Origin of the sequence: Bacillus methanolicus (assembly GCF_028888695.1) — a bacterium.
GTDB classification, from domain to species: Bacteria; Bacillota; Bacilli; order Bacillales; family Cytobacillaceae; genus Bacillus_Z; species Bacillus_Z methanolicus_B.
On record NZ_PNFF01000001.1, the window covers coordinates 853,657 to 877,990 of the forward strand.

The window sequence follows — 24,334 nt, forward strand, 5'->3', positions numbered from 1 at the left end:
TACAGAAATGGCCAAGTACACAAAAGACGATATTTTCCGCATGGCAAATGAAGAAAATGTAAAATTCATCCGTTTGCAATTTACCGACATCTTAGGAACGATCAAAAACGTTGAAATTCCTATAAGCCAGCTTGAAAAAGCGTTAGATAACAAAATGATGTTCGATGGTTCATCAATTGAAGGTTTTGTACGTATTGAAGAATCTGATATGTACCTTTATCCGGATCTTGATACATGGGTTATTTTTCCGTGGACAGCTGGAAAAGGGAAGGTTGCCCGCTTAATCTGTGACGTTTATAATTCAGATGGTACTCCATTCGCAGGGGATCCTCGTGGAAACTTAAAACGCGTTTTAAAAGAAATGGAAGAGTTAGGATTTACACAATTCAACTTAGGTGCTGAACCGGAATTCTTCTTATTCAAACTTGATGAAAAAGAGGAACCAACATTAGAACTAAATGATAATGGCGGATATTTTGACTTGGCACCGACTGATCTTGGGGAAAACTGCCGCCGTGATATCGTTCTCGAGCTTGAAGGAATGGGCTTTGAAATTGAAGCTTCTCACCACGAAGTAGCACCGGGGCAGCATGAAATTGATTTTAAATATGAAGATGCTTTAACAGCATGCGACGAAATTCAAACGTTTAAGCTTGTTGTAAAAACAATTGCCCGCAAGCACGGATTGCACGCGACATTTATGCCAAAACCATTATTCGGTGTTAACGGATCTGGTATGCACTGCAACCTTTCCCTGTTCAAAGAAGGCAAAAATGCATTCTATGATCCAACTGGAAATCTTGAATTAAGCGACACAGCACGCCAATTTATCGCCGGTATCATTAAGCACGCACCTGCATTCACTGCTGTTACAAACCCGACTGTTAACTCTTATAAGCGTTTAGTGCCGGGATACGAGGCTCCTTGTTATGTTGCATGGTCTGCAAAAAACCGTTCACCATTAATTCGGATCCCTGCATCCCGCGGCCAAAGTACACGCGTAGAGGTACGAAGTGTTGATCCGGCTGCAAACCCTTATCTGGCAATGGCTGTATTATTGAAAGCAGGGTTAGATGGAATCAAAAACAAACTTACTCCTCCAGCACCTGTAGACCGCAACATCTATGTCATGAGCAAAGAAGAGCGCCTTGCTGAAGGAATCGAAGATCTGCCGGCAACTCTTGCTCAAGCCTTAGACAATTTAAAGAGTGACGAAGTTATCGTGTCGGCACTTGGAGAGCATATTTTTGAACACTTTGTTGAGGCAAAAGAAATCGAGTGGGATATGTTCCGTACACAAGTGCATCCTTGGGAACGCGAACAATATATGACAATGTATTAATCCTTAAATCCCTTGACACCACTGGTGTTGAGGGGTTTTTGTTTATCGGGCATTTTTGATCATTTATATTTGTTTTATTAACTGCCCGGTACTTGCCCGATTTTATTTCAAAAAAATCAATCCAAAACACTAATCTGAATTTCAATTTTAATAAATGATTGAGGAGCTTGCTAAGCTCCTTTTTTTATTTCTTTTTCATACAAACAAATGGGCAAAAGAAGAATTTAATACACAAGAGGGATGCTTCCATATTGTACCTCAAGTTACTTTTTTAAAGGAGATGAAGAAAAATGAGATGGAAGAAAAACTATGGATTATGGGTTGCAGATTGAAATACTTCTTTGTTTCTTCATCTATTGCTTTCGTTTAATTACATTCAATTAATTCAAAAAATTAATAATTTTATCCCAAAACAGTTAATATTGGTATATAATGTAACTTGAATAAATAGTAGAGGTGAAAAAATGAAGAATTTGTTCATGTGTGTTTTATTTACATTTTTATCTTTGGGTTTAATTGCTTGTGGGGCTGATGAAAAGGCGAATACAACTAATAAAGAAGCGAGTGCCGATAAACCAGAAGAAGCTACAAGCGGTAAAAAAGACTTTGAGGAATATCTAAATAAAGTGCAGCCTATTGTTTTAGAAGATCTTGCAAACTTTGCAGCTAAATTTGAAGAATTAAAGAATCAATCCATTAACGGTGAAATTACTGATATTGAATTTGGTCAAGCAATCGTTGATGAACTTTTACCAACTGCTACACAAATTCAAGAAGATGTTGAAGCGATTATGCCAGCAAAAGAAATTCGAGATCTGCATGAAACCCTTATTGATATGACAGCTAAAAATGCCCAAGCGCTTTCTGAAATAGTTTCTGCCATAGAATCCGGAGACTCTTCAAAAATAACCTCGGCAAATGAATTATTATCTGAAGCGAGGAAATTAGAAAGAGACTATGTATATGACATTAAGGAATACGCAGCCAAGTACGACATAGAATTTGAAGAACAAAAATAATAGACCGAAGCCCCTTTCAATTGAAAAGGGGCTTCTCTAGTCCCAAAAAGGTAAATCATCGTAAATAACAGGCCGAATCTGTCCAACAATCTCCGTTATAGATCACCTTAACAATACGATTATTCTCACAGAAATCGTGGCGATCGGAAGGACTCTTGGAGTGGTTGCCATTCTCTCCTGCAAAGGCCGAGTGCGCAAGTGTACGACTATTAGAGCAAATTCGACTGTTAGCATGAGCTTTAAACGGAGGGATAAATAGTTAGGTCTATTTGGCATGCGAAAATCTTTTTTTGGAGGAAAGGGTACCCCTTCCTCCAAAAAAAGATTATTATCTCAAATAACTATTGATTAACCTTTTGACTAATCGTAAGAATGAGGCTGACTCATAGGGGTCTGACTCCCTTCGACAATGACAATATATAGAATGGATTGATTAGCGTTTGTCTATATATTGTATTGGAGGGGACTGACACTTTGCCTTGAGTCAGCCTCTTTGAAAAACTCAATGAATCTGGCGGTAAACGCCAATCACTTTTCCGAGAATCGAGACATTTTTTAAAATGATTGGCTCCATTGTTGAATTCTCAGGCTGCAGCCGAATATAATCTTTTTCTTTAAAAAATCTTTTAACCGTCGCTTCATCATCTTCTGTCATAGCAACTACAATATCACCGTTGTTTGCCGTCTTTTGCTGTCTTACAATAACATAATCCCCATCTAAAATGCCGGCTTCGATCATACTGTCACCCATGACCTCAAGCATAAAGACTTGCTCATCTGCCGGAACAAGCCGTTCGGGAAGAGGGAAAAATTCTTCAACATTTTCAATGGCAGTAATAGGCTGTCCTGCTGTAACTTTACCGACAACCGGTACATTTACGACATTGTGTTTTGGAATGTGTGCCTCTTCTTCCATGTCCAGAATTTCAATTGCTCTCGGCTTTGTAGGATCCCTGCGGATAAGCCCTTTGCTTTCAAGGCGAGCCAGATGTCCGTGCACCGTAGAACTGGAAGCAAGCCCCACTGCTTGACCGATTTCTCTGACGGAAGGGGGATAGCCTTTCTTCTTTACTTCCTCTTTTATAAAATTCAAAATATCTTGCTGCCTTTTTGATAATTTAGCCATAAAAATCGCACCTCATACGTAATTGTTACGCTTATTATAGCATGTACTTCATAAAAATACAAACGTAAGTTCGAATTTTTTTGTTGACGGAAAACAAATGTTCGGTTTATACTTGAGATAACAAAACAGAACGTATATTCGGTTTAGGGGTGTTGATGATGAAAAAAATCTGGAAACGATATTCATATGCTATTATTCTTGTAATGGTAAGTTTTACAGCAGCACTTCTCTTTTCTGATTATGTTAAGGATGCCAATTCTGAAAGTTATTTAAAAGTAACCGTTGAAGAAGGAGAATCGCTTTGGTCCATCGCAGAAAAATTTTCGGACAAGCATGGTTTATCTTCTGATGAGTTCATCAGCTGGGTTGAAAGAACAAATGGCATAAACGGAGATAACATCTATCCAGGTGAAGAATTAGTCATCCCTGTATTGGAAAAGTCTGAAGCACAGGTGGAAGTTACAAATTATGCAGGTGAGTAATATATGGAGACAAGAAACGGGAAAAAAGCAATAATCTATTGCCGTGTAAGCACATCGAAAGAAACACAGGAAACGTCCTTGAAACGGCAGGAAGAAGAGTTAACGCAGCTTGCAGTCAAGTATGGGTTCCAAGTTATAAGAGTGATTAAAGAGCAGGCAAGCGGGTATGAACTTGAGCGTGAAGGAATGCTGGAACTCCTGGAAACAATAAATGAGGACAGGGACATAAGCGCAATCCTTATACAAGATGAAACGAGACTTGGAAGAGGAAATACAAAAATCGTATTGCTGCATTGCATCTTAAAAGAAGGCGTTAAATTATACACGATCTCTCATAATGGGGAACTTCAATTATCAGAAGCTGATTCGTTGGTATTGAAAATTGTCGGAATGGTGGAAGAATACCAGCGAAAATTACATAATATAAAGATTAAGCGGGGCATGAAACGGGCAGTAAAAAACGGATACAAGCCGGAAAACAATTTGAAAAATATTGGTGAAAACGCCGGAAGAGAAAGAAAAGAAGTTCCGATTGAGGAGATCGTCCGGCTCAGAAAAAATGATTTAACGTTCGCAGAAATTGCAGCTACGCTGAGAGGATTTGGCTATGATGTTTCGAAAGCGACTGTTCATAGAAGGTATCAAGAATATAAGGAAATGGAATCCAATTAGAGCATTTTCCTTGTAAAAAGCCCTTTTCTTTTGTATGATGACCAATAGCTTAACTATTTGAAAAGGAGCTTTTATATGCTGTCAAAAGAATTAATTGCGAGAATTAATGCATTAGCAAATAAAGCAAAAACATCAGGCTTGACGGAAGAAGAAGCTAAAGAGCAGTCAAAGCTTCGACGCCAGTATTTGGAATCATTTCGTTCTTCGATGCTAGCTACCTTAAAAGGTGTGACAATCGTTGATCCATTGGGTAATGACGTAACTCCCGAAAAGCTGAAACAATTGCAAAAAAAGGATCGTTTGCATTAATAATATACACGATGAATGAGGCTGACCCGCAGAAAGTCATTCTTGCTCCGGTGTCAGCCCTTTTTCTGCTGTTTTCTTCACTATATTTGATAAGTAGGAAACCCTAATAAATTAATGCGCTTTCACAATCATGTGTGAAAAAATATCTCCGCCGAATGGTTGACACAAAAAATTCTCTATTGTATAAAAAATTCAAAAACTATAAAATTAAAGAAGAATGAAAAATTATAATTGAAAGGGTGGATTGAATTGTTTGATAACATTGATCAATTGTCAATAACCTCAATTCGTACACTTTCCATCGATGCGATTGAAAAGGCAAACTCCGGACATCCGGGCATGCCAATGGGAGCTGCACCGATGGCATACACTCTTTGGACAAGATATATGAACCATAATCCAAAGAATCCAAATTGGTTTAACCGCGATCGTTTTGTTCTTTCTGCAGGTCATGGATCAATGCTGCTATACAGCTTGCTTCATCTGTCAGGATACGACGTAACGATGGATGATATTAAACAATTCCGCCAATGGGGCAGCAAAACACCTGGACATCCTGAGTACGGACATACACCTGGGGTTGATGCCACAACAGGTCCGTTAGGACAAGGTATTGCTATGGCAGTTGGAATGGCGATGGCTGAGCGTCATTTGGCAGCGGTATATAATAAAGATAATTACCAAATTATTAACCATTATACATATAGTATTTGTGGTGATGGTGATTTAATGGAAGGTGTTTCTGCTGAAGCAGCTTCTTTAGCCGGTCATTTAAGACTGGGCCGCTTGATTGTTTTGTATGATTCCAATGACATTTCTTTGGATGGAGAACTTAACCGTTCGTTCTCAGAAAGTGTGGAAATGCGTTTTAAATCGTATGGATGGCAGTACATCCGAGTTGAAGACGGCAATGACCTCGAAGCTATTGCGAAAGCAATTGAAGAAGCAAAACAGGATGAAACCCGTCCAACATTAATTGAAGTCAAAACCATTATTGGTTACGGTTCTCCGAATAGAGCCGGAACATCAGATATTCATGGGTCTCCTCTTGGTGCTGAAGAACGAAAGCTCACAAAAGAGGCTTACAAATGGACTTTCGAAGAAGACTTCTATGTTCCTCAGGAAGTTTATAATCATTTTAAACAAAATGTATTAGAACGAGGGGAAGCGAAAGAGCAGGAATGGAATGAGCTATTCGCTCAATATAAGAAGGAGTATCCTGAGTTAGGAAAACAGCTGGAACAAGCAATAAATGGCGAGCTTCCAGAAGGATGGGATAAAGATATCCCTGTTTATGAAGTAGGAAAAAGCGTTGCAAGTCGCGCTTCTTCCGGTGAAGTATTAAATGCGATTGCGAAAAACCTTCCTTCATTTATCGGAGGATCAGCAGACCTTGCAAGTTCTAATAAAACAACGATTAAAGGGGCAGGAGATTATTCACCGGAATCTTTTGAAGGCAAAAACATTTGGTTCGGTGTCCGTGAATTTGCAATGGGTGCAGCTTTGAACGGAATGGCTCTACATGGCGGATTAAAAGTATTTGGCGGTACATTCTTTGTATTCTCTGATTATTTGCGTCCGGCAATCCGTCTTGCAGCATTAATGAAGCTTCCTGTAATATACGTATTTACTCATGACAGCATTGCAGTCGGAGAAGACGGGCCAACACATGAGCCGGTTGAACAACTTGCTTCTTTACGGGCAATGCCAAATCTTTCTGTTATCCGTCCTGCCGATGGAAATGAAACAGCGGCTGCATGGAGATTGGCAGTTGAATCAAAAGATAAGCCAACTGCTTTAGTTTTGTCACGCCAAAATCTCCCAACATTAAAAGGAACTGCAGAAACTGCTTATGATGGAGTTTCAAAGGGTGCTTATGTTGTGTCGCCAGCAGACAAAGATACTCCTGATGCACTGATCCTTGCTTCTGGTTCGGAAGTTGGCCTTGCAGTAGAAGCCCAAGCACGTCTTGCGGAGGAAGGAATACACGTATCTGTTATTAGCATGCCTTCGTTTGATCGTTTTGAGGCTCAATCCAAGGAGTATAAAGAAAGTGTCATTCCTAAAAATGTCAAGAAACGTTTAGTGATTGAAATGGCTTCATCTTTAGGCTTGCACCGTTACGCCGGAGATGAGGGCGACGTATTGGCAATTGACCAATTCGGAGCTTCGGCACCTGGCGAAAAAATTATGGAAGAATACGGATTTAATGTAGATAATGTTGTTGCAAAAGTAAAAGCTTTGCTTGAACAATAATCTAAGTTACGAAAGAGAGCGGATAACGCTCTCTTTTTTTATGTGCGCCGGGCATGTCCACTAACTAGGCGGTGAAAGTCCGCTATGGGCGTTGGGATATGCGAACCATTAGCCGAAGGCAAGGGTGTCCGCGGTGACGCGGAATCTGAAGGAAGCCCTAGGCAAATCCTTGGTCTGAGGTACACGAATCACATTTGAGGTTCTCATTTCAGGACGAGTTTGCATAACAAAACAAAGTCCAAAATATCCCCGGATGGAATGGGAATAAATGTGGCAGATATATGAGGAGAAAGTGAGTGGACTTACCCCGGGAGGTCTCCTGGTACCCCTAGAAGGAACCTACTTAGCGATAAGTAGCTGAACCAAGAGAAGTCAGCTGAAGTCATAGTATTAGTCCTGGTGGACTAAGAAGGACGGAACGAAAGGAGCGACTGTGCTAGAGCTATTTACAAGGGAACGAAGAAACAGCCAACATTTCAATAATGGCTATGTAAATATAAATGTCAACACAAATATGTACACTTTTGCTTGTTTAAGGATGTACAAAATCACTCGTTTTCTTTCGCCAAATGATCCTTTAAACGATAAGAATCTCCAATGATAGAGACAACGGTTGCGTGATGTAAAATGCGGTCTAAAATCGCATTGGCCAGCTTGGGTTCTTGAAAGATTTCATCCCATGCTTTAAAATTCACATTCGTTGTAAGAATCGTACTACGCTTCTCATAACGCATATCGATGAGTTGGAAGAAAAGCTTTGCGTCCTCGGCATCAATCGGTAAATAACCGATCTCATCAATAATTAATAGTTTACTCAACTTTCGCACACAGATATTGTCAGACATCTCTTGATGTAATTGGGTAAAGACGCAATCCATTCTTGTACTTTACTTTTAAATAATTCCATGTTCAAACAAACATTAGCTTCTGCTAATGTTTGGAAGATCGCTAGTAATTGATTCAATGCACTCTCTAGATTCATATCTTTTACATCTTCACATAATAGAAAAAAGAGATTTCCAATCGTTTTAGGATCGTTGTTTTGTCTACGCTCCCACTCTAAGAGTATAAAGCGAGTAAACACAATCGTTGTATGACTAATCAACAGATCATACGAACGACCTTGAAATTCTTTTGCTAGGTTAAGCAATGATTTGGTACACTTGAAAAATGTTTCGATGTCCCAGCGCATCCCGTAAATACGCACAATTTCTTCATCTGAAAGTGTGGTATCTGTACTCAAAATGGCTAACCATTCACTCTTTTTATTGCGGTTACGCACGAATACAATCTTGACTTGTCGTCCTTTTGCAAGATGAACATGGATCGAACCGAGTAGGTCTTTCTTTTCCATGGTACGCTTTGCTTTTTTAAAGAGTTCATCCAGCGTATGGGCTTCACCATCTATGAAATAACGTTGTTTTAGCTGCTTGACCATACCAATGACAAATAAACCTTTATCCGTGATTTTTTCAATCAAAGGCTCATGCGTAAACCAAGTATCCATTAACACATAATCAGCTGTAATTCCTGCATTTAAGGCATGATCCAATAAAGCAGAGACAACGCTCGGCTTATCTTGTTGTGCTTCAAGACGACGCTTGTAGCCGGAAGTGCGTTTATCAATGGATTCATCGACCCCGTTAAGTTGATTTTCCTTTTTCGCTGAACTCAATAAAGCAAAGTCTACAGGTAGAAAAGAATATCCATCAGACCAACCAAGAGTAAGCAACTGAAACCCCTTATAGAATCGTTTCTCTGTATGATCAAATACTCGTGAAAGAAGTTCAACAGACTTGCTTCGGTTGCGTGAAAAGAGTGAATCATCAACAATAAACACCTTCACTCTGTTGTTTGATGTAAGCTTTTTTATACGTCCAGTAAGATCTTGACATAAGGAAAGTAAAAAAGTTCGCCAAGCATAAGTAGATGAATTTAGAAAACGGTAGATCGTATCTTTTTTAGGTAAGTCCACGGCTTTCTTACTTTGAAGTGCTTGAAACCAATTTTTATATTGGAAAACAAGCAAAAAAATAAGACGGAAAATAGATAAGCATGAATAACCAAATCCCTTAGTAATTCTCGCTTTTCTCAAATGTTTGCCTATATTTAATTCAGAAAATCTTCGTTCAAGTTCTTTTGGTAGTTGTGCAAAAGTATCTTTTTTCGTTATCATAATGGTGACACCTTCTTTGGTATTTGGTTTGATCACCATAATTTTACCAAAAGATAGGTGTCTTTTTCTTTTAAAAAAATAAAATCAATAAAAAACAAGAGAAATAATGAAAGACGATATAAAACAGTCATATCAAGAGTTGCAATAAGATATTACTCTGCGAAAGTTGAGTAGTTTATATTTTGTATAGTGTTTTAATCTGCTCTCTAACCGATTTTCTAAACGTGCTTTCTTCAGATTTTGAATTAAGTCATGGCACTTAATGAAATAAGTGCTTGTACGTTTCTTCGCTGCCTCAATCCCAATGGAAGTGGCTAAATGTGTTTTTCCTACGCCACTTGGTCCTAGAAAAACTATGTTTTCATTTGCTTCGATAAATCGAAGTGTTAGAAAATCTAAAATTTGTTTTTGATTTATTGACGGTTGAAAACTAAAATCAAAATCCTTTATTTCTTTCAAATGCGGAAAAGCCGCAACCTTCACCATCGATTGAATCATATTTTGTTCACGTACATCAATTTCGTAATTCGTCAGTTTCACTAGCGTATCTACCAGTGACAATTGATGGTTAACGCTGAAGTCTAAGACTTCATTTAAATGCAAGGACATTTGCTTGAGCTTCAAATAATCTAAGTTTTGTATGAGTTGTTGATAGTTTGTTGTAGGATTCATTATTTATACACTTCCCCAATCGTTGCTAAATTCCGTTTCGCTAGATCATCAATATCCGGATAATTCGGCATGGAAACGCCCAAGGCTTCTTGATAATGTGCTTCCTGATAATTTAATTTCTTATTACTTATTGGGTGTTGCGCAATCAGTTCCGTGTTATAATAAATCCATAATTGATTATCATACACTTGTAAGCCTACTTTCTTTCCTTGGTACTGTGCTGGTACCGAGTATTGGTTTGATTTGTAGGAAATCATGTTGGATGCATTTACTTTTACAAGCGTATGTTTGATCCGATAGGAATCTCTTACTTTCTCAGTTGGTAACTGGAGTAGGTGATTCCTTTCTTTTTTGAATTCTATCGCAGGAATTTTTCCAGTTCCTTGGTGGACCTCATGGTTCACTCGATGAGATAAATCTTGCACAAATTGATGTAATTCTTCCAAGGTCAACTGACCTTGATAAGCATGAATTTCATCTAATATTTTCATTGTGGTTTCGACTTTTCCTTTTGTCCGTGGACGTCCAGCAATGCATGGCTTCATCTCAAAACCAAAATCCTTAGCGAATTGTGCAAACTTGGCATTTACTCTTCCTGGGGAATGTTCTGTTCTTGCCTCATCCATAATGGTTTTCATATTATCCGTGATGATTTCAGCTGGCACCCCTCCAAGAGCTTCGAATGTTTCTGTTAAGAAGGAAAACAGGACACTTTGTGACTTAGAAATACTCATTAGGAAAGTTCTGAAACGTGAATGAGATAGAATCAGTACTGCAACATTGATTTCAACGTTCTGACCATCCTTTGTTTCAAAAGGAATACTCTCTTTCCAATCCAATTGTGCTTGTTTTCCTATAGGCGTTTCAAAACGTGCTGTGCCTTTAGGAGAAGGAATTCGTTTATCCTCTTCAAAGTAAGCATTAAATTCGGGCGTTTTCGCAATATACGCTCGGAACGTCGATGCTGCACAATCCAGTCCATGATTATCCTTTAAATACTGCCATAGCACACGACGATAATAAAACTTCTGCTTAGCATCTTCCGAAAGTAGTGCAGCAATGATTTCATAGTATTCATCAATTTTGGAAGGCTTCTTTCGTGTACGTTTAGGAACAAATCCATTTAAATATTTATCAATGGTTCTACGATCTACACCTAGATCTCTAGCTAATTGACTTTTATTAATTTTCATCTTCAAATGCTCCATTAGTTGTTTTAATTTTGGTAAATCTTCAAGACTCTTAATCTCAAAATCAGTTTCCACATTTATCGATATGTACATACTAACCACCTCATGATTAGTATGAAATCTAAAGTCAATTTTGTACATTATTATTCAAGCATTTGTGTACATATTTAAATTATCATTTCTAATGTAAAGATAGAAGGTTCGGAAAACTGAATATCTCTATATAGCGTGGAGTTCTCCTTGTTCAACCTCGATAGCATGGGAACAATATGGAATCACAAGAAAGCTTAATTGATAGGATATTAGACCCTGACAACCTGAATAAAGCCTTCAAGAGGGTTAAGAAAAACAAAGGAGCAGCCGGTGTCGATGGGAAAGATATAGAAGCTACTCACCTTTACTTGAAGGAGGAAGGATATAAACTTGTCCAACTCATAAGAGAAGGGAAATACAAACCAAAACCAGTAAGAAGGGTTGAAATTCCAAAGCCTAACGGTGGGAAAAGAAAGCTAGGCATTCCGACCGTCACCGACCGCATTTTCCAACAAGCCGTAGTCCAAAAACTTACGCCCATATTTGAGAAACAGTTTAGTCCCTATAGCTATGGTTTCAGACCAAACAGAAGCGCCCACCAAGCAATTGAGCAGGCAAGACAATATATCGAAGATGGATACAACATTGTGGTAGATATAGACTTAGAAAAATTTTTTGATCGGGTTCAACATGATAAACTCATGTCCTTAGTCGCTAAAACAATCACAGACAAACCAACTTTGAAACTCATTAGAAGATATTTACAAGCTGGGATTATGGAAAATGGCCTGGTAAAGCCGAACATAGAAGGAACCCCGCAAGGAGGACCGTTAAGTCCGCTTTTGAGCAATATCATGTTGAATGAGTTAGATAAGGAATTAGAACGAAGAGGACTTCGGTTTGTCAGATACGCAGACGACTGCAATATCTTCGTCAAAAGCATGAAAGCGGGAGAAAGAGTGAAAACAGGAATTTCTAAGTTTATTGAGAAGAAGCTCAAACTGAAGGTCAATCAGGAGAAAAGCGCAGTGGGAAAGCCGAGTGCACGGATATTCTTAGGAGTAAGTTTCTATCGGAAACAGAATGAGATAAGGGTATTCGTGCCACAGCAAAGAAAGGAAAGGTTTGAAACAAAGTTAAAGAAATTAACCAATCGGAACTGGGGCGTCAGTATGGAAGAACGAATCCAGAAGATAAACCAATTGGTACAAGGCTGGGGGAATTACTTTAAAATTGCAGATATCAAGACATACGCAATTAAAACTGATTCACACATCCGTCGTAGGCTGAGGGCATGCCGATGGAAAGAGTGGAAAAAGGTCAAAACGAAATACCGAAACCTGTTAAAACTCGGTATTTCTGAGGAGGAAGCATGGAAAAACGCTAACACCCGGAAAGGATATTGGCGAATTTCCAACAACCCTATCATTAATCTTGCCTTAAATAATCGATATTGGCAAGAGCAAGGTTTGAAATCCCTCGCAACTGTGATTTCATAAACTTTCGAACCGCCGTATACGGAACCGTACGTACGGTGGTGTGAGAGGTCGGGGGTTAGCCACCCCCTCCTACTCGATTAATAATCAAATCGAAGTGGAAATAAACATATGGTTTTTTTATAATAATATTTAGAAATTTTCGAATTCGACAAAACTAGCATTTTTCTTTGACAGAAAAAGACAAACGCCACTTTTATCCTTCATTATAATGGACTTTAGAAGGTTGCCGCTAAGGAGGGGATAATTTTGAGAACGTATACTCTTTATTTAATAGAAGATGAGTTTGCATTTCATTATTTTGGTAGAGAACGCATGTTTTATCAATTGTTTAAGGAATATAAGAATTCAAATGGAAATCTTAAAGCCATTCTTGAAATGCAGATCAACTATATTACCAAGCCTATTCCAACGTTTTGCCTTCAACAGCTGATACATCAAAAATTAAATAAAAACAAAGATTTTTACATAGAAGATGGAATATACTACATAAAAAAGGGCAGCAAAAGTAGTTGGGCAAGGCTTGAATTTTGCGACCGATTCTTAAAATTAGACTCTAAAGGAAGCTATGATGCGGAGACGGTGTTTTTTGAAGTACTCCGCAAATGCGAATCATCCTTTTTAGCTGTAGACTTGGACCATCACCGTTATGGCTGGCTAAACCCAATAAAAGAAAGAAAATTTGTTTAAGATGAGAAAAAAATGACGCAAATATTGTAAAATAATAAGCTGTTTAGTACACTGTATTTTAGACAACATGAAGGAGGAAATATTGTATGTGGGATCTCATTCTAGTTGGTATACTGGCACTTTTGGCCGGTGTAGCACTAGGATTTTTCATTGCTCGAAAATATATGATGAGCTACTTAAAGAAAAATCCGCCAATTAATGAACAAATGCTAAAAATGTTGATGATGCAGATGGGAATGAAGCCGTCGCAAAAGAAAATCAATCAAATGATGAACGCCATGAATAAGCAGTTAAAATAATTGGACAAGCACAAAACCTTGTATGATAAGGGTTTATCGCTTGATTGAGCTCATTAATTCGGAAAGATGAACTAATTAGATTAAGATTAGTGAATCTTTCTCAGTTATTATTATTAAAAAATGGTAAATCTTTCTTTTTTTAACAAAGACCATTCGATTCGTTGGAACGTAACCAATGAAGGGAGTGGTCTTTTTTGTTAATCCGCCCAATCTCCTTCATTTAAATCTTCTATTTCCTAACGAAGTTTCTCAGTTTCTTCTTTTAGTATAATTATTTTATCTCCAACAATCTCAACTACGTCACCAATTTTAATTTCTGCAGGAAAAAAACTTTTGGATAGTTGTTCTCTGGTTTTCCCATTAATTTCAACTACCACTAAATCTCCTTTAAATCGGTCAACTATTCCCTTCACGAAATCATTTCCTCTCTGTTTTAATTGAAATGTTTGTTCCATTACTTTATGCATTAACGTACCAATTTGTTCTGTTCTAAAAAATTGTCTTAATTGCCTTTGGCAGTATGATTTTTGGAAATTATAACATGAGATAAGATAAAATTTTATTAAATGATTCTAAAGAATCTATAACGATATTACATTTCCTTTTCGCCTATTCACTGACCGTATTAAACCGTTCATTCGATGTACGCGAAAATAAAATATTAACAATCTTCCTTATTTTAGGAATATTTGATAAACTAATATGGCATTTGAAATTTCTACATAATTATGTCTTGCAGCGAAAGGAGCACAAATGAAAGTATTTATTGATTTGATGTGGTTTTTTAAGCAGGAAAAAAAAGCTTATATTACAGGTACGCTGCTGCTTTTGACAGTAGCTTTTTTAGAAATTGTTCCACCAAAGATAATTGGAATCGTTGTTGACCATATTGTGAATGGGACGTTAACTGGCGGGATACTGCTCAAATGGATAGGCGTTTTAATAGCGACAGGTCTTCTCGTGTATTCATTGCGTTATTATTGGAGAATCATGATCTTTGGATCCGCTGTGAAACTTTCACAGCTGTTGAGAGATCAGTTATTTAAGCATTTTACGGATATGTCGCAATCTTTTTATCAAAAGCGGCGCATTGGAGATTTAATGGCCCATGCGACAAATGATCTGCAGGCGATCCAGCAAACAGCAGGTCTCGGAGTCCTTACCCTTATTGATTCGCTTGCGACAGGCGGTTTTGTTATTATCGCCATGGCAGTTACGATCAGTTGGAAGCTGACCCTTATCGCATTAATACCCATGCCGTTTATGGCTTTGTTGACGAACTGGTATGGAACGCTTTTACATAAGTATTTCCATAAAGCCCAGGAAGCATTTTCATCGTTAAATGATAAAACGCAGGAAAGTATAACAGGAATCAAAGTGATTAAGACGTTTGGCCAAGAAAGAGAGGATATTGAAGATTTCCGGGATAAGTCAGAAGATGTAGTGGAAAAGAATATTTTAGTTGCGAAGGTGGATTCCTTATATGATCCAACGATTTCCCTCATTGTTGGCATCTCGTTTTTTTTATCGGTCGTGTTCGGGTCAATTTATGTACTTAATGGTTCCCTTTCAATTGGTGAACTTGTTTCCTTTACGACGTATCTAGGCTTGCTCATTTGGCCGATGCTTGCTTTCGGATGGCTGTTTAATATAGTGGAAAGAGGAAGGGCGTCTTATGATCGTGTTTCTGCCTTGCTGGCTGAAAAACCTGAAATTGAGGATAAGGAAGATGCGTTCGATAACGTTCCAACAGGTGATATTGAATATAAGATCCGAACTTATTCCTATCCTAATGAAATGAAGCCGGTGTTAAAAGATATTTTCTTTAGGATAAAAAAAGGGGAAACAGTAGGGATTGTCGGAAAAACCGGTGCAGGAAAAACAACACTGTTAAAGCTTTTAATTCGTGAATTTGAAGGCTTTGATGGAACGATTCTTTTCGGGAATGTGCCATTAAGTGATTATAAGCTGCAAACTTTGAGAAAAGCAATTGGCTATGTTCCACAGGACCATTTTCTATTTTCGGCAACAGTTAGTGAAAACATTGCATTTGGAAAACCAGGTGCTTCTAAAAAGGAGATTATCGAAGCAGCAAAAACAGCATATATTCATCATGATATTCTAGAATTTACTGAAGGGTATGAAACGGTTGTCGGAGAACGTGGAGTTTCTTTATCAGGCGGACAGAAGCAGCGTATTTCCATTGCGCGAGCTTTGTTATTGGATCCTGAAGTTTTGATTCTTGATGATTCTCTTTCAGCTGTTGATGCCAAGACAGAAGAAGCGATTCTTACTGCTTTGAAAGAAAACAGAGAAGGGAAAACGACAATCATAACGGCCCACCGATTAAGCTCCATCCAGCATGCAAATTTTATTATCGTTCTTGAAGACGGTAAAATTGTTCAGCACGGTACCCACGAGGAACTGATGCTTGAAGAAGGATGGTATAAGGATATGTACTTACGACAGCAGCTCGAAGAATTAGTGGAGCATGGAGGATAAGCAATGGAAAAAACACATGCGATGAATAGCAAAGAACAACGGCAAGTATTATTTCGATTACTTTCATATACAAAACCACATAAGAAAACCATTATTTTTGCCTTTTGTCTCTTGATATTAACAACAGCAGGCGACATACTTGGCCCGATCCTTGTGAAAATTTTTATTGACGACTATTTAACGCCCAGAAATCTTGAATTTAAGCCTTTGTTTGTTCTCGGAGCTGCTTTTTTAGGAATTCAAATAGCCAATGTGCTTGTCTCATATTTTCAATTGCTTACCTTTCAAAAAATCGCTTTGAAAATTATTCAACAACTCAGGATCGAGGTTTTTTCAAAGGTTCAGGCACTTGGATTAAAATATTTTGATAAAACTCCTGCCGGAAGCATCGTTTCAAGGGTAACAAATGATACAGAAGCGATTAAGGATATGTTCGTTACGGTCATCGTAACATTTATTCAAAGTTTCTTTCTTTTAACGGGAATATTTGTGGCCATGTTTAGTTTGAATGTGAAACTAGCCCTTTTTTGTGTCGTGATCCTTCCGATTATTTTCCTTATCATAAGGACGTACAGGAAATATAGTTCGATTTTTTTTCAGGATATGCGTGAACTCCTAAGCCAGCTAAATGCAAAATTAAGTGAATCATTGCAGGGCATGGCGATCATCCAAGTGTTTCGCCAGGAACAGCGGTTGAGAAAAGAATTTGGAGAGATTAATGAAAAGCATTATCTGGCAGGGATGAAAAATCTAAAAGTGGATGCTTTACTACTTAGGCCTGCGATTGATTTGGTTTACGTGTTAGCGCTGATCATTGTGTTAAGCTTTTTCGGGATTTCATCATTTGCCGGCGGAATTGAAATTGGTGTACTTTATGCGTTTATCAATTATTTGGACCGTTTTTTTGAACCGGTAAACAATATGATGATGCGTCTATCATTATTTCAACAAGCAATTGTCGCAGGATCCCGCGTTTTTAAGCTGCTGGATGAAGAGGAACTTGCTCCTTTACAGCGCGGTGAGGAAACATTAAAGATTGAAGACGGGGAAATTGAGTTTCGGAATGTAAGCTTTTCCTATGACGGGAAGCGGGACGTTTTAAAGAATATTTCTTTTCAAGCAAAACCGGGAGAAACGGTGGCACTTGTTGGACATACCGGCAGCGGAAAAAGCTCAATCATCAATCTACTCATGAGATTTTATGAATTTGAGCGGGGAGAAATTCTCATTGACGAAAGGTCAATCAAAGACTATCCGGAAAAAGAAATCCGTTCAAAAATTGGGCTTGTTTTGCAGGATCCATTTTTGTTCTTTGGAAATGTGAAGGATAATATCCGTCTCCATAATAAACAAATGACAGATGAACAAGTGATTGAGGCTGCACGTTTTGTTCAGGCGCATACGTTCATCGAGAAGCTTGAAAATGGTTATGAGTACGAAGTTGTTGAAAGAGGGGCGACATTTTCTAGCGGACAGCGCCAGCTGATCGCTTTTGCGAGAACAATTGCGGCGAACCCAAAAATACTTGTCCTTGATGAAGCAACTGCGAATATTGATACGGAAACAGAAGAAGCCATTCAAACGGCGCTTGCAAAAATGAGAAAGGGCCGCACAACGATTGCAATTGCCCATCGTCTGTCTACTATTCAAGACGCAGACTCAATTCTTGTGCTGCATCAAGGGGAAATTGTTGAAAGAGGAACACACCAGGAGTTGCTTGCAAGACGCGGACTTTACCATAAAATGTATTTGCTGCAAAATGGTTTGGTTGATCATCTCGAAGACGCAGTCAATTAAAGATAAATCGAAAAAAATGGAGCTGACTCTTAAATAAAGAAGTTAGCTCCATTAATTGACCGGCTGTAATTTCTCTAAAAAGGAACGATTATACTCATTCAAAAGATGATCAAGCTCTTGGCTATGTTTAATTGCAACAGACGAATTAAGGCCGTATTTTGATGCCACGTTGATGAGCTCAGCCCGTTTTTTTTCAATTAATAAAAGAAACTCTTGTCTCGTCACACCTCATTTTCCTTTCGTAAATCTTTGGATCGATTTTTATTCAAAACGATTAAAAGACTGAAAATATTACGTCTATGTAAAAATATGATATTTAATAGCAAAAATTGTTAAGTCTATTACAGTATAGCTGATTATGGTAATTAATTCAAAACAAAATTGTGACCAATTTGTGTATTTTTAGGAAGGAAATTAATATTATGTATAAGTAGTCCAAATTCGAATATATTAGACAAAAAATGTTCACATCTTAATTATTATCATTTCATCATAAGATTTGTTAGAATGAGTAGGAATCATGTATACAGGAGATGTTCAAATGACTGATATTAATGTATTTATCGCTCTTGGTGCAGGATTTTTGAGTTTTATTTCTCCATGCTGTCTGCCTTTATATCCGGCATTTTTATCATATATTACCGGGATGTCGGTCGGAGAAATCAAAACAGAAAATGCGATGCTGCAAAGGCGGAGTTTGTTACATACAATATTTTTTCTGTTAGGGTTTTCCGTTATTTTTATTGCCATCGGATTTACAACTTCTTTTATCGGTCAATTTTTTGCTGAATACAAGGACTTGATCCGACAGATTGGAGCTATTTTTATCGTCTTTTTTGGCCTTGTCATTGTTGGAATTTTGAAACCCGAATTTATGATGAAGGACCGGAGATTTGAGTTTAAGAACCGTCCTTCAGGATACATTGGTTCAGCTTTTATCGGAATGGCGTTTGCCGCTGGCTGGACGCCTTGTACAGGTCCGATCTTAATGTCAGTTTTTGCGTTGGCTGCTTCTAACCCGGGTTCAGGCATGTTGTATATGATCGCATACACTTTAGGTTTTGCCATCCCGTTCTTTGTTTTGTCCTTTTTCATCGGCAAACTGCAATGGATTAAAAAACATAATGTTACGATCATGAAGGTTGGCGGCAGTATCATGATCGTAATGGGAATTATCTTATTTTTTGATTGGATGACGAAGATTATTTCTATTTTTACTAGTATTTTCGGAGGATTTACCGGCTTCTAATGCTAGTTATTGTGTAATACGAACTCTTATTGGTCATAACAAATCGCCGTTGTTTGATATCTTCCCTTCGAGTCAAGACGAAAACCTATGATTCTCAAGAAATTGTTCGAAATTTGTCGTAATCTTTGAATTGAAATTTTTTCTAAGATTCGATATATTGTAATATGTGTGCTTTTGAGAAAGATATTTGTCTATCTGTATTTTACAACTGGAAGTTTTCATCGATATACATTCGTTGTGAGTGTCAAGGGGGAGCACCGATGGCAAGAATATTAATTGTTGATGACGCAAGATTTATGAGAATCACGTTATCGAATATTTTAAAAAAAGCAAATCATGAAGTCGTTGGAGAAGGCGAGAATGGAAAAGATGCGATTGAATTGTATCGCCGGTTGAATCCCGATTTAGTCACAATGGACATAACGATGCCGGAAATGAGCGGAATTGAAGCTGTCAGAGAAATTAAGAAAGAGTTTCCTCAAGCAAAAGTAATCATGTGTTCTGCTATGGGGCAGCAAAAAATGGTCGTGGAAGCAATTGAGGCGGGGGCAAAGGACTTTATTGTCAAGCCGTTTGACGAAGCGCGAGTACTTGATGCAATTAACAGAGTCTTGAATTAGAGAATAGTGGCCGGCTTACAAAGGGTTTGATTCCCATCCGACAACCGGAGGGGACTGACCCTTTTTTTATGGACAAAAATAGGATGGTCTTCTGTACATTTGCTAAATATGTTCATTATCATTTTCAATAAAAGATTGTTTACGATATAATGATAGTGCAAATCTAAATGCTAAAAAGGATGACGGATTATGAACATGGTTATTGCTTCTTCTATTGGAGCGATCGGAATGGCTGTTCTTGTTATATTCATCCGGATTAAAGCCGCAAAAAGACCGGTCACAGCAAAAAAAATCATTTTACCGCCAATTTTTATGAGTACAGGGGCGCTTATGTTTTTATTTCCAATGTTCCGGGTAACTCCGATGGAAATATTGGAAGCATTAACAGTCGGCATGTTGTTTTCAATCTTGTTGATCAAAACATCCACTTTTGAAATTCGAGATAATGAAATTTATTTAAAACGGTCAAAAGCATTTATCTTTATACTTATCGGTTTGCTCATCATCAGGATCATTGGAAAATCGATCTTGAGTTCACAAATTGATTATGGTGAGCTGAGCGGAATGTTTTGGATCCTTGCGTTTGGAATGATCGTACCTTGGCGAATTGCCATGTATGTAAATTATAGAAAACTATATGATCAAATCAACGGACCAACGAATACAAAAACGGTTTAAAGGGTTTGACTCCTTCAATGACAATATATAGAATGATTTTTAGTGTTTGTCTATATATTGTATTGGAGGAATCATCCCTTTTTATTTTTGTCAGGGTTTTTGGCAAAATAAAAAAACTGCCATTAATCAGGCAGTTCTAAAACAAATGTTCATATGGTGCGAGATCAATTTTCTTTTCGGACAATTTTTTTCGCAGAAATTTATGGTCCCGTTTCGGTGTGGCGATAATGTACCCGCGTATGATAAGATCCTCTGTAATTTTGTCGGCTTTTTCTTTAAGAGCAAGTTCGCCGATTTTGCCGGCAATTTTTTGCCTTGCAACGTCCCTGAATAATTCAGGGACAGGACTGACCAAATCTTCAAGAAATTCTTTTTGCTCCTCTTTCCATAAATGCCGGGTCTCATTTACATAATATTCTTCCCAATCCAGTTCCGACTTTCCGTCTTCTTTCGGCAGCCTTTTCAAAAACTTGCGGAACATAAAAAATCCGCCGATTGCAAAAGAAGAAATGAGTACGACAATCCAGAACAAGATAAACCATAAAAACCAGCCTTCAAGCATTGCATTCACCTACAAAACATTATTCTAACGTATTCTATCATTCAATTATAGTCGTTTCGGGGCTTTTTAGACAAGTTTAATGAAAGGTGAGAGATATGCACTATTAAAGAGTCGAAAAACAAATCATAAAATATGAGAGCATTATTAATATAATTTGAATTCCTTGAAAGATTATGTTTTAGTTTTTAAATAGGTTTATCTGAAAAGCAGGGCTGAATGTGGTCCTGGTGTTCCCCGCGATCTTCGATGCTCCCTTTTTTATTTGAATAATCGAAATGGAGTGATATCACTGTTTTGTATTGTTTTCAGCAGCTAAATATTTAGCATATTGAATCGTATTTCTAGCTACATCTAGTTCAAGGTTAAAAATATTGGGTGGACCTGGTCTCCAATTTACTTCAAACAGCCACAATTTTTGGTTTGAATCAATTCCAACATCAATTCCTAATTCATCTAGCGACACACTGTCATATAAAGAATCAAAATGGTTAGAAAAGCTTTTCGCAAATTGCTCAAGATACTTTTTCATATCGTACCAGGAGTCATCAAACTCTGTTTTTAAAAAAATATCTAGATAAGTGCTATAACCACCACTGCCCATATTTGATGTAATGCTTCCCAATCGCCCAATCCTTGGGAAAATGGAAGTAATGACCCATTTTCCTTCTCCATTTTTTTGTACATGCAATCGGAAATCATAAACATGACCAGATTTCAATTGACATGAAATAAACTTTTGAACTAAGTAATCTTGTTCTTGTATTTTATGAGATATTAAGTCAAGCAATTGTTTTTCATTAATAGACGAGATTTCCCCTCCCTCATTAATTTTGTATTGTTTTATTCCAACTTTTTCAATATAAATGATGCCCCCGCCTTGATGTCCAGACAACGGTTTAATAATAACTTTTTCATATCGTTTCATCATGTCAAAAAAATGCTGAACGTCAGTTAATTCATGAAAAGGAATAAGGTATTGTTCAAATTTTTTTGCTTTTTTTATTCTGTTATATACACTTAATTTATCCCCAATCGAATGACTTGTAAAAGGAATCCTGTCGTGCAAATAATCAAAGATTTGCTCAGCTTTTTCACTTACAGGATAACTTGCATTATAAATGACATCAGGAAAAGGAAATTCCTTTTCAATCCACTCGCCATTTTCATAAGTTTTTCCTAAAATTTTTTGATTTTCTATATCTACTTTCCCTGGGGTAAAGTAAAAAAAGTTTACACCTTCAGCTTTAGCTGCAGCGGCATAAGCATATGCTTTCTTTACATTTCTTGGATCTGCCCGATGATGAAGCATGCCGATTAGAGTCATGATACTTCCATTCCACCTCTCTCTATTTTGTTCAATCGTTGAATGTTCGCGATTAACTAAATTTGGATCAATAGGCAGTCATGAATTGTTGCCCCAAATTATTAAATTGGTTCAATATGGAATTCAATTTCTTTTGCTGCTTCCTTGGCGATTCTTTTTGCTTCTTCTTTAGCATCTGATGAGGCTATAACGTATGCATAACGATCTCCCATTGATAAAGGTGGGCGCAGTATCATTCCTTTCCTGGGTTTTATATAAACCTCCTCTACCCCAGGAAATTGAGAACAACGATTTTTTCCTGTCACTTTCATTAATCTTCCTTTAGAGTTAATTGTTATATAATGGCAATAGACATACTTATTTTGTTTTTTAAAGAGATAAGGATCATTTCCTAAAAATAACTGAATGGTTTCCTCTACTAAATTTATTCCATATGCAGTTTCAATGATTCGATTCATCGCACCACCAGAGATTCTTGGGTTGATCTCAATTAATTTCCATGTTCCTTGTACTAAGCGCAATTCCAGATGACAGGCTCCATTTTTCATTTCAAAAGCCTGTAAAATGGAACTTACCGTCTCAAATATTTTATCGTAAAAGTCTTGATCGATATCTGCTAATAAACAATACCCGGTTACGATAAAACGTTTGGAAAATGTAATCTCTTGTTCGATTATTGCGATAATATGAACTTTTCCATTGTGTACTAAAGCTTCAATCAAATATTGGGGTCCTGTTAAATATTCTTCTAGCAAAATCTGTGTATTTTCTTTTTTTATTAGTAATTTTAGCATCGATTGCTTTAATTGGTTCTCGTCATTTGCCAGTAAAACATCTTTTGATCCGGTAGATAGAGGAGACTTTACAATAAGAGGTAAATATCTTTTTTGTTTATCGATAAAGACCTCTAAAGAATCACCAGGTGAAAAAATTGCATAATGAGGGGACATTGGGAGGTCTTTGAGAAGTTCACGAGTTAAAACTTTATCTTCCATTTTTCGAATTGGGTCAGCAGAAACAACACCTGGACAAAATTCTTCTGATAAAACTGCCGCTACATGAACAAAAGGATCGATAAAACTCAGAATACCATTTATTTGTTTACCTTGTTTTAGTATTTTGATGATAATTTTTTTTACTTGATCGTAATCAATTAAATCCGCTAAAATCATTTGATGGACATCAGGAAAGTCTGTTCTTTGATGAAAGAATTTTTGTTTACGGGTTAATAAAACTGTAAAAAAGCCAAGTCGTTCTGCTGCTTGGATTGCTTCTCTACTAGACCCGGATTTATTAGTTTCAATAAAAACAATGGTTTTCATAGGCTTACGACATCCTATCTTCGATGATTTTTATGAATGATTTAGTTGCTTCTGTTGTATAATATAATGATCGATCAAAGGTTGTTCTTCATCTTTTAAGAAATTCATAAAATTAGGGTTTTTAACTAATATAAGAGAAGTGCCAACATTTCGCGGAAAAAGTAGGCTAATAGATTATTTCACTGTTTATAAAGAGCCTTCTCGTTCGGAATAGAAGAGGAACGGATTGCTATTTTGAAATGATATGATTGCCTTGAAAGGTTTCTGTCTTTGTTTTAAAATTATTCTTATCTAAAAAATGGGGCTGAATGGGGTACTGGTGTCCCCCACGGTCTTCAAAACCGCTTGAGAGGCGCGTGTCGTCTCTGGTGGGTTCGATTCCCACGCAGTCCCGCCAAAATGAGGTTTTTCGGAGATTGACTCTGTTGATTGAACACGATGATTGGAACGGTTTTCGACCGGTTTAACGAAAGACCGTTTCAGACTGGCGAATAAAACCGTTTTGATAGAATGTTGAA

Annotated in this window: 22 protein-coding genes, 1 tRNA gene and 2 pseudogenes; 15 read left to right on the forward strand and 10 right to left on the reverse strand. The window is 37.4% G+C overall.

The genetic code is table 11. From position 1 onward, the window contains the following. Positions 1–7: 7 nt before the first annotated feature. Positions 8–1,342, forward strand: coding sequence for a type I glutamate--ammonia ligase (gene glnA / locus C0966_RS04320; RefSeq protein WP_274853975.1), 1,335 nt, complete (start codon positions 8–10; stop codon positions 1,340–1,342). Between the two features lie 464 nt (positions 1,343–1,806). Continuing rightward, a complete protein-coding gene (locus C0966_RS04325) occupies positions 1,807–2,361 on the forward strand; it encodes a hypothetical protein (RefSeq protein ID WP_274853976.1) in 555 nt (184 codons plus the stop codon). Between the two features lie 502 nt (positions 2,362–2,863). Here C0966_RS04325 and lexA read toward each other — a convergent pair. Beyond that, on the reverse strand, positions 2,864–3,487 hold the full coding sequence (gene lexA / locus C0966_RS04330) for a transcriptional repressor LexA (protein WP_274853977.1): 624 nt from the start codon (positions 3,485–3,487) through the stop codon (positions 2,864–2,866). 158 nt (positions 3,488–3,645) lie between these two features. On the opposite strand from lexA, the gene yneA reads away from it, so the two are divergent. The 4 genes from yneA (at position 3,646) to tkt (ending at position 7,206) form a co-directional block, all read left to right on the forward strand. After that, entirely contained in the window at positions 3,646–3,969 is a 324-nt protein-coding gene (gene yneA, locus C0966_RS04335) for a cell division suppressor protein YneA (RefSeq protein WP_274853978.1), read from the forward strand. Positions 3,970–3,972: 3 nt separating this feature from the next. Beyond that, the gene (locus tag C0966_RS04340) at positions 3,973–4,641 is read left to right on the forward strand and encodes a YneB family resolvase-like protein (protein ID WP_274853979.1); all 669 of its coding nucleotides are present in this window, start codon (positions 3,973–3,975) and stop codon (positions 4,639–4,641) included. A 75-nt stretch (positions 4,642–4,716) separates the two neighbouring features. Next, positions 4,717–4,950, forward strand: coding sequence for a DUF896 domain-containing protein (locus C0966_RS04345; protein WP_274853980.1), 234 nt, complete (start codon positions 4,717–4,719; stop codon positions 4,948–4,950). A 261-nt stretch (positions 4,951–5,211) separates the two neighbouring features. After that, on the forward strand, positions 5,212–7,206 hold the full coding sequence (tkt, locus tag C0966_RS04350; RefSeq protein WP_425535933.1) for a transketolase: 1,995 nt from the start codon (positions 5,212–5,214) through the stop codon (positions 7,204–7,206). Positions 7,207–7,754: 548 nt separating this feature from the next. Here the strand turns inward: tkt and C0966_RS04355 are convergent. The 4 genes and pseudogenes from C0966_RS04355 to istA all read right to left on the reverse strand — a co-directional run. Continuing rightward, positions 7,755–8,018, reverse strand: a pseudogene (locus tag C0966_RS04355) (ATP-binding protein); the annotation flags it as partial. Between the two features lie 2 nt (positions 8,019–8,020). After that, positions 8,021–9,382 carry an IS4 family transposase gene (locus tag C0966_RS04360; protein ID WP_096550514.1) on the reverse strand — a complete coding sequence of 454 codons (1,362 nt, stop codon included), beginning with the start codon at positions 9,380–9,382 and terminating at the stop codon, positions 8,021–8,023. A gap of 168 nt (positions 9,383–9,550) precedes the next feature. Next, positions 9,551–10,054 (reverse strand): annotated as a pseudogene (locus C0966_RS04365) (ATP-binding protein); the annotation flags it as partial. Further along, entirely contained in the window at positions 10,054–11,337 is a 1,284-nt protein-coding gene (gene istA, locus C0966_RS04370) for an IS21 family transposase (RefSeq protein ID WP_274853982.1), read from the reverse strand. The gene istA and the pseudogene C0966_RS04365, both read right to left, overlap by 1 nt. A 176-nt stretch (positions 11,338–11,513) precedes the next feature. Here istA and ltrA point away from each other — a divergent pair, with 176 nt between their 5' ends. The 3 genes from ltrA (at position 11,514) to C0966_RS04385 (ending at position 13,762) form a co-directional block, all read left to right on the forward strand. Beyond that, the gene (ltrA, locus tag C0966_RS04375) at positions 11,514–12,776 is read left to right on the forward strand and encodes a group II intron reverse transcriptase/maturase (protein WP_274853983.1); all 1,263 of its coding nucleotides are present in this window, start codon (positions 11,514–11,516) and stop codon (positions 12,774–12,776) included. A gap of 246 nt (positions 12,777–13,022) precedes the next feature. Beyond that, positions 13,023–13,463, forward strand: coding sequence for a sporulation inhibitor of replication protein SirA (gene sirA / locus C0966_RS04380; protein ID WP_274853984.1), 441 nt, complete (start codon positions 13,023–13,025; stop codon positions 13,461–13,463). A gap of 86 nt (positions 13,464–13,549) precedes the next feature. Beyond that, positions 13,550–13,762 carry a YneF family protein gene (locus C0966_RS04385; protein WP_003350076.1) on the forward strand — a complete coding sequence of 71 codons (213 nt, stop codon included), beginning with the start codon at positions 13,550–13,552 and terminating at the stop codon, positions 13,760–13,762. Between the two features lie 236 nt (positions 13,763–13,998). On the opposite strand, the gene C0966_RS04390 is transcribed toward C0966_RS04385, so the two are convergent. Then, complete coding sequence (locus C0966_RS04390) at positions 13,999–14,175, reverse strand: DUF3006 domain-containing protein (RefSeq protein ID WP_274853985.1); 177 nt, start codon at positions 14,173–14,175, stop codon at positions 13,999–14,001. Between the two features lie 340 nt (positions 14,176–14,515). Here C0966_RS04390 and C0966_RS04395 point away from each other — a divergent pair, with 340 nt between their 5' ends. Then, positions 14,516–16,264 (forward strand): ABC transporter transmembrane domain-containing protein, encoded by a 1,749-nt coding sequence (locus C0966_RS04395; protein WP_274853986.1) that lies wholly within the window; start codon positions 14,516–14,518, stop codon positions 16,262–16,264. A gap of 3 nt (positions 16,265–16,267) precedes the next feature. Beyond that, the gene (locus tag C0966_RS04400; RefSeq protein ID WP_274853987.1) at positions 16,268–18,061 is read left to right on the forward strand and encodes an ABC transporter ATP-binding protein; all 1,794 of its coding nucleotides are present in this window, start codon (positions 16,268–16,270) and stop codon (positions 18,059–18,061) included. A gap of 51 nt (positions 18,062–18,112) precedes the next feature. On the opposite strand, the gene C0966_RS04405 is transcribed toward C0966_RS04400, so the two are convergent. Further along, positions 18,113–18,286 carry an aspartyl-phosphate phosphatase Spo0E family protein gene (locus C0966_RS04405; protein WP_274853988.1) on the reverse strand — a complete coding sequence of 58 codons (174 nt, stop codon included), beginning with the start codon at positions 18,284–18,286 and terminating at the stop codon, positions 18,113–18,115. Between the two features lie 316 nt (positions 18,287–18,602). Between C0966_RS04405 and C0966_RS04410 the strand changes: the two genes are divergently transcribed. The 3 genes from C0966_RS04410 to C0966_RS04420 all read left to right on the forward strand — a co-directional run bounded on the left by C0966_RS04410 (position 18,603) and on the right by C0966_RS04420 (position 20,608). Continuing rightward, positions 18,603–19,310, forward strand: coding sequence for a cytochrome c biogenesis CcdA family protein (locus C0966_RS04410; RefSeq protein ID WP_274853989.1), 708 nt, complete (start codon positions 18,603–18,605; stop codon positions 19,308–19,310). Between the two features lie 260 nt (positions 19,311–19,570). Further along, the gene (locus C0966_RS04415; protein ID WP_274853990.1) at positions 19,571–19,930 is read left to right on the forward strand and encodes a response regulator; all 360 of its coding nucleotides are present in this window, start codon (positions 19,571–19,573) and stop codon (positions 19,928–19,930) included. Between the two features lie 189 nt (positions 19,931–20,119). Beyond that, entirely contained in the window at positions 20,120–20,608 is a 489-nt protein-coding gene (locus C0966_RS04420; protein WP_274853991.1) for a CcdC family protein, read from the forward strand. Between the two features lie 136 nt (positions 20,609–20,744). Here the strand turns inward: C0966_RS04420 and C0966_RS04425 are convergent, their stop codons facing one another. From C0966_RS04425 to C0966_RS04435, 3 genes are all read right to left on the reverse strand, one after another. Further along, a complete protein-coding gene (locus tag C0966_RS04425) occupies positions 20,745–21,170 on the reverse strand; it encodes a DUF2621 domain-containing protein (RefSeq protein ID WP_274853992.1) in 426 nt (141 codons plus the stop codon). 286 nt (positions 21,171–21,456) lie between these two features. Further along, positions 21,457–22,494: a YheC/YheD family protein gene (locus C0966_RS04430; protein WP_274853993.1), complete on the reverse strand. Its 1,038-nt coding sequence runs from the start codon at positions 22,492–22,494 to the stop codon at positions 21,457–21,459. Between the two features lie 101 nt (positions 22,495–22,595). Then, a complete protein-coding gene (locus C0966_RS04435; RefSeq protein ID WP_274853994.1) occupies positions 22,596–23,816 on the reverse strand; it encodes an ATP-grasp domain-containing protein in 1,221 nt (406 codons plus the stop codon). A gap of 300 nt (positions 23,817–24,116) precedes the next feature. Here C0966_RS04435 and C0966_RS04440 point away from each other — a divergent pair. Then, positions 24,117–24,213: transfer RNA gene (locus C0966_RS04440), tRNA-Sec, on the forward strand. Positions 24,214–24,334: the final 121 nt, after the last annotated feature.

Coding starts and splice junctions, on each gene's coding strand:
- glnA (WP_274853975.1), top strand. CDS start 8: ATGGCCAAGTACACAAAAGACGATATTTTCCGCATGGCAAATGAAGAA.
- C0966_RS04325 (WP_274853976.1), top strand. CDS start 1,807: ATGAAGAATTTGTTCATGTGTGTTTTATTTACATTTTTATCTTTGGGT.
- lexA (WP_274853977.1), bottom strand. CDS start 3,487: ATGGCTAAATTATCAAAAAGGCAGCAAGATATTTTGAATTTTATAAAA.
- yneA (WP_274853978.1), top strand. CDS start 3,646: ATGAAAAAAATCTGGAAACGATATTCATATGCTATTATTCTTGTAATG.
- C0966_RS04340 (WP_274853979.1), top strand. CDS start 3,973: ATGGAGACAAGAAACGGGAAAAAAGCAATAATCTATTGCCGTGTAAGC.
- C0966_RS04345 (WP_274853980.1), top strand. CDS start 4,717: ATGCTGTCAAAAGAATTAATTGCGAGAATTAATGCATTAGCAAATAAA.
- C0966_RS04360 (WP_096550514.1), bottom strand. CDS start 9,382: ATGATAACGAAAAAAGATACTTTTGCACAACTACCAAAAGAACTTGAA.
- istA (WP_274853982.1), bottom strand. CDS start 11,337: ATGTACATATCGATAAATGTGGAAACTGATTTTGAGATTAAGAGTCTT.
- ltrA (WP_274853983.1), top strand. CDS start 11,514: ATGGAATCACAAGAAAGCTTAATTGATAGGATATTAGACCCTGACAAC.
- C0966_RS04385 (WP_003350076.1), top strand. CDS start 13,550: ATGTGGGATCTCATTCTAGTTGGTATACTGGCACTTTTGGCCGGTGTA.
- C0966_RS04395 (WP_274853986.1), top strand. CDS start 14,516: ATGAAAGTATTTATTGATTTGATGTGGTTTTTTAAGCAGGAAAAAAAA.
- C0966_RS04400 (WP_274853987.1), top strand. CDS start 16,268: ATGGAAAAAACACATGCGATGAATAGCAAAGAACAACGGCAAGTATTA.
- C0966_RS04410 (WP_274853989.1), top strand. CDS start 18,603: ATGACTGATATTAATGTATTTATCGCTCTTGGTGCAGGATTTTTGAGT.
- C0966_RS04415 (WP_274853990.1), top strand. CDS start 19,571: ATGGCAAGAATATTAATTGTTGATGACGCAAGATTTATGAGAATCACG.
- C0966_RS04420 (WP_274853991.1), top strand. CDS start 20,120: ATGAACATGGTTATTGCTTCTTCTATTGGAGCGATCGGAATGGCTGTT.
- C0966_RS04425 (WP_274853992.1), bottom strand. CDS start 21,170: ATGCTTGAAGGCTGGTTTTTATGGTTTATCTTGTTCTGGATTGTCGTA.
- C0966_RS04430 (WP_274853993.1), bottom strand. CDS start 22,494: ATGACTCTAATCGGCATGCTTCATCATCGGGCAGATCCAAGAAATGTA.
- C0966_RS04435 (WP_274853994.1), bottom strand. CDS start 23,816: ATGAAAACCATTGTTTTTATTGAAACTAATAAATCCGGGTCTAGTAGA.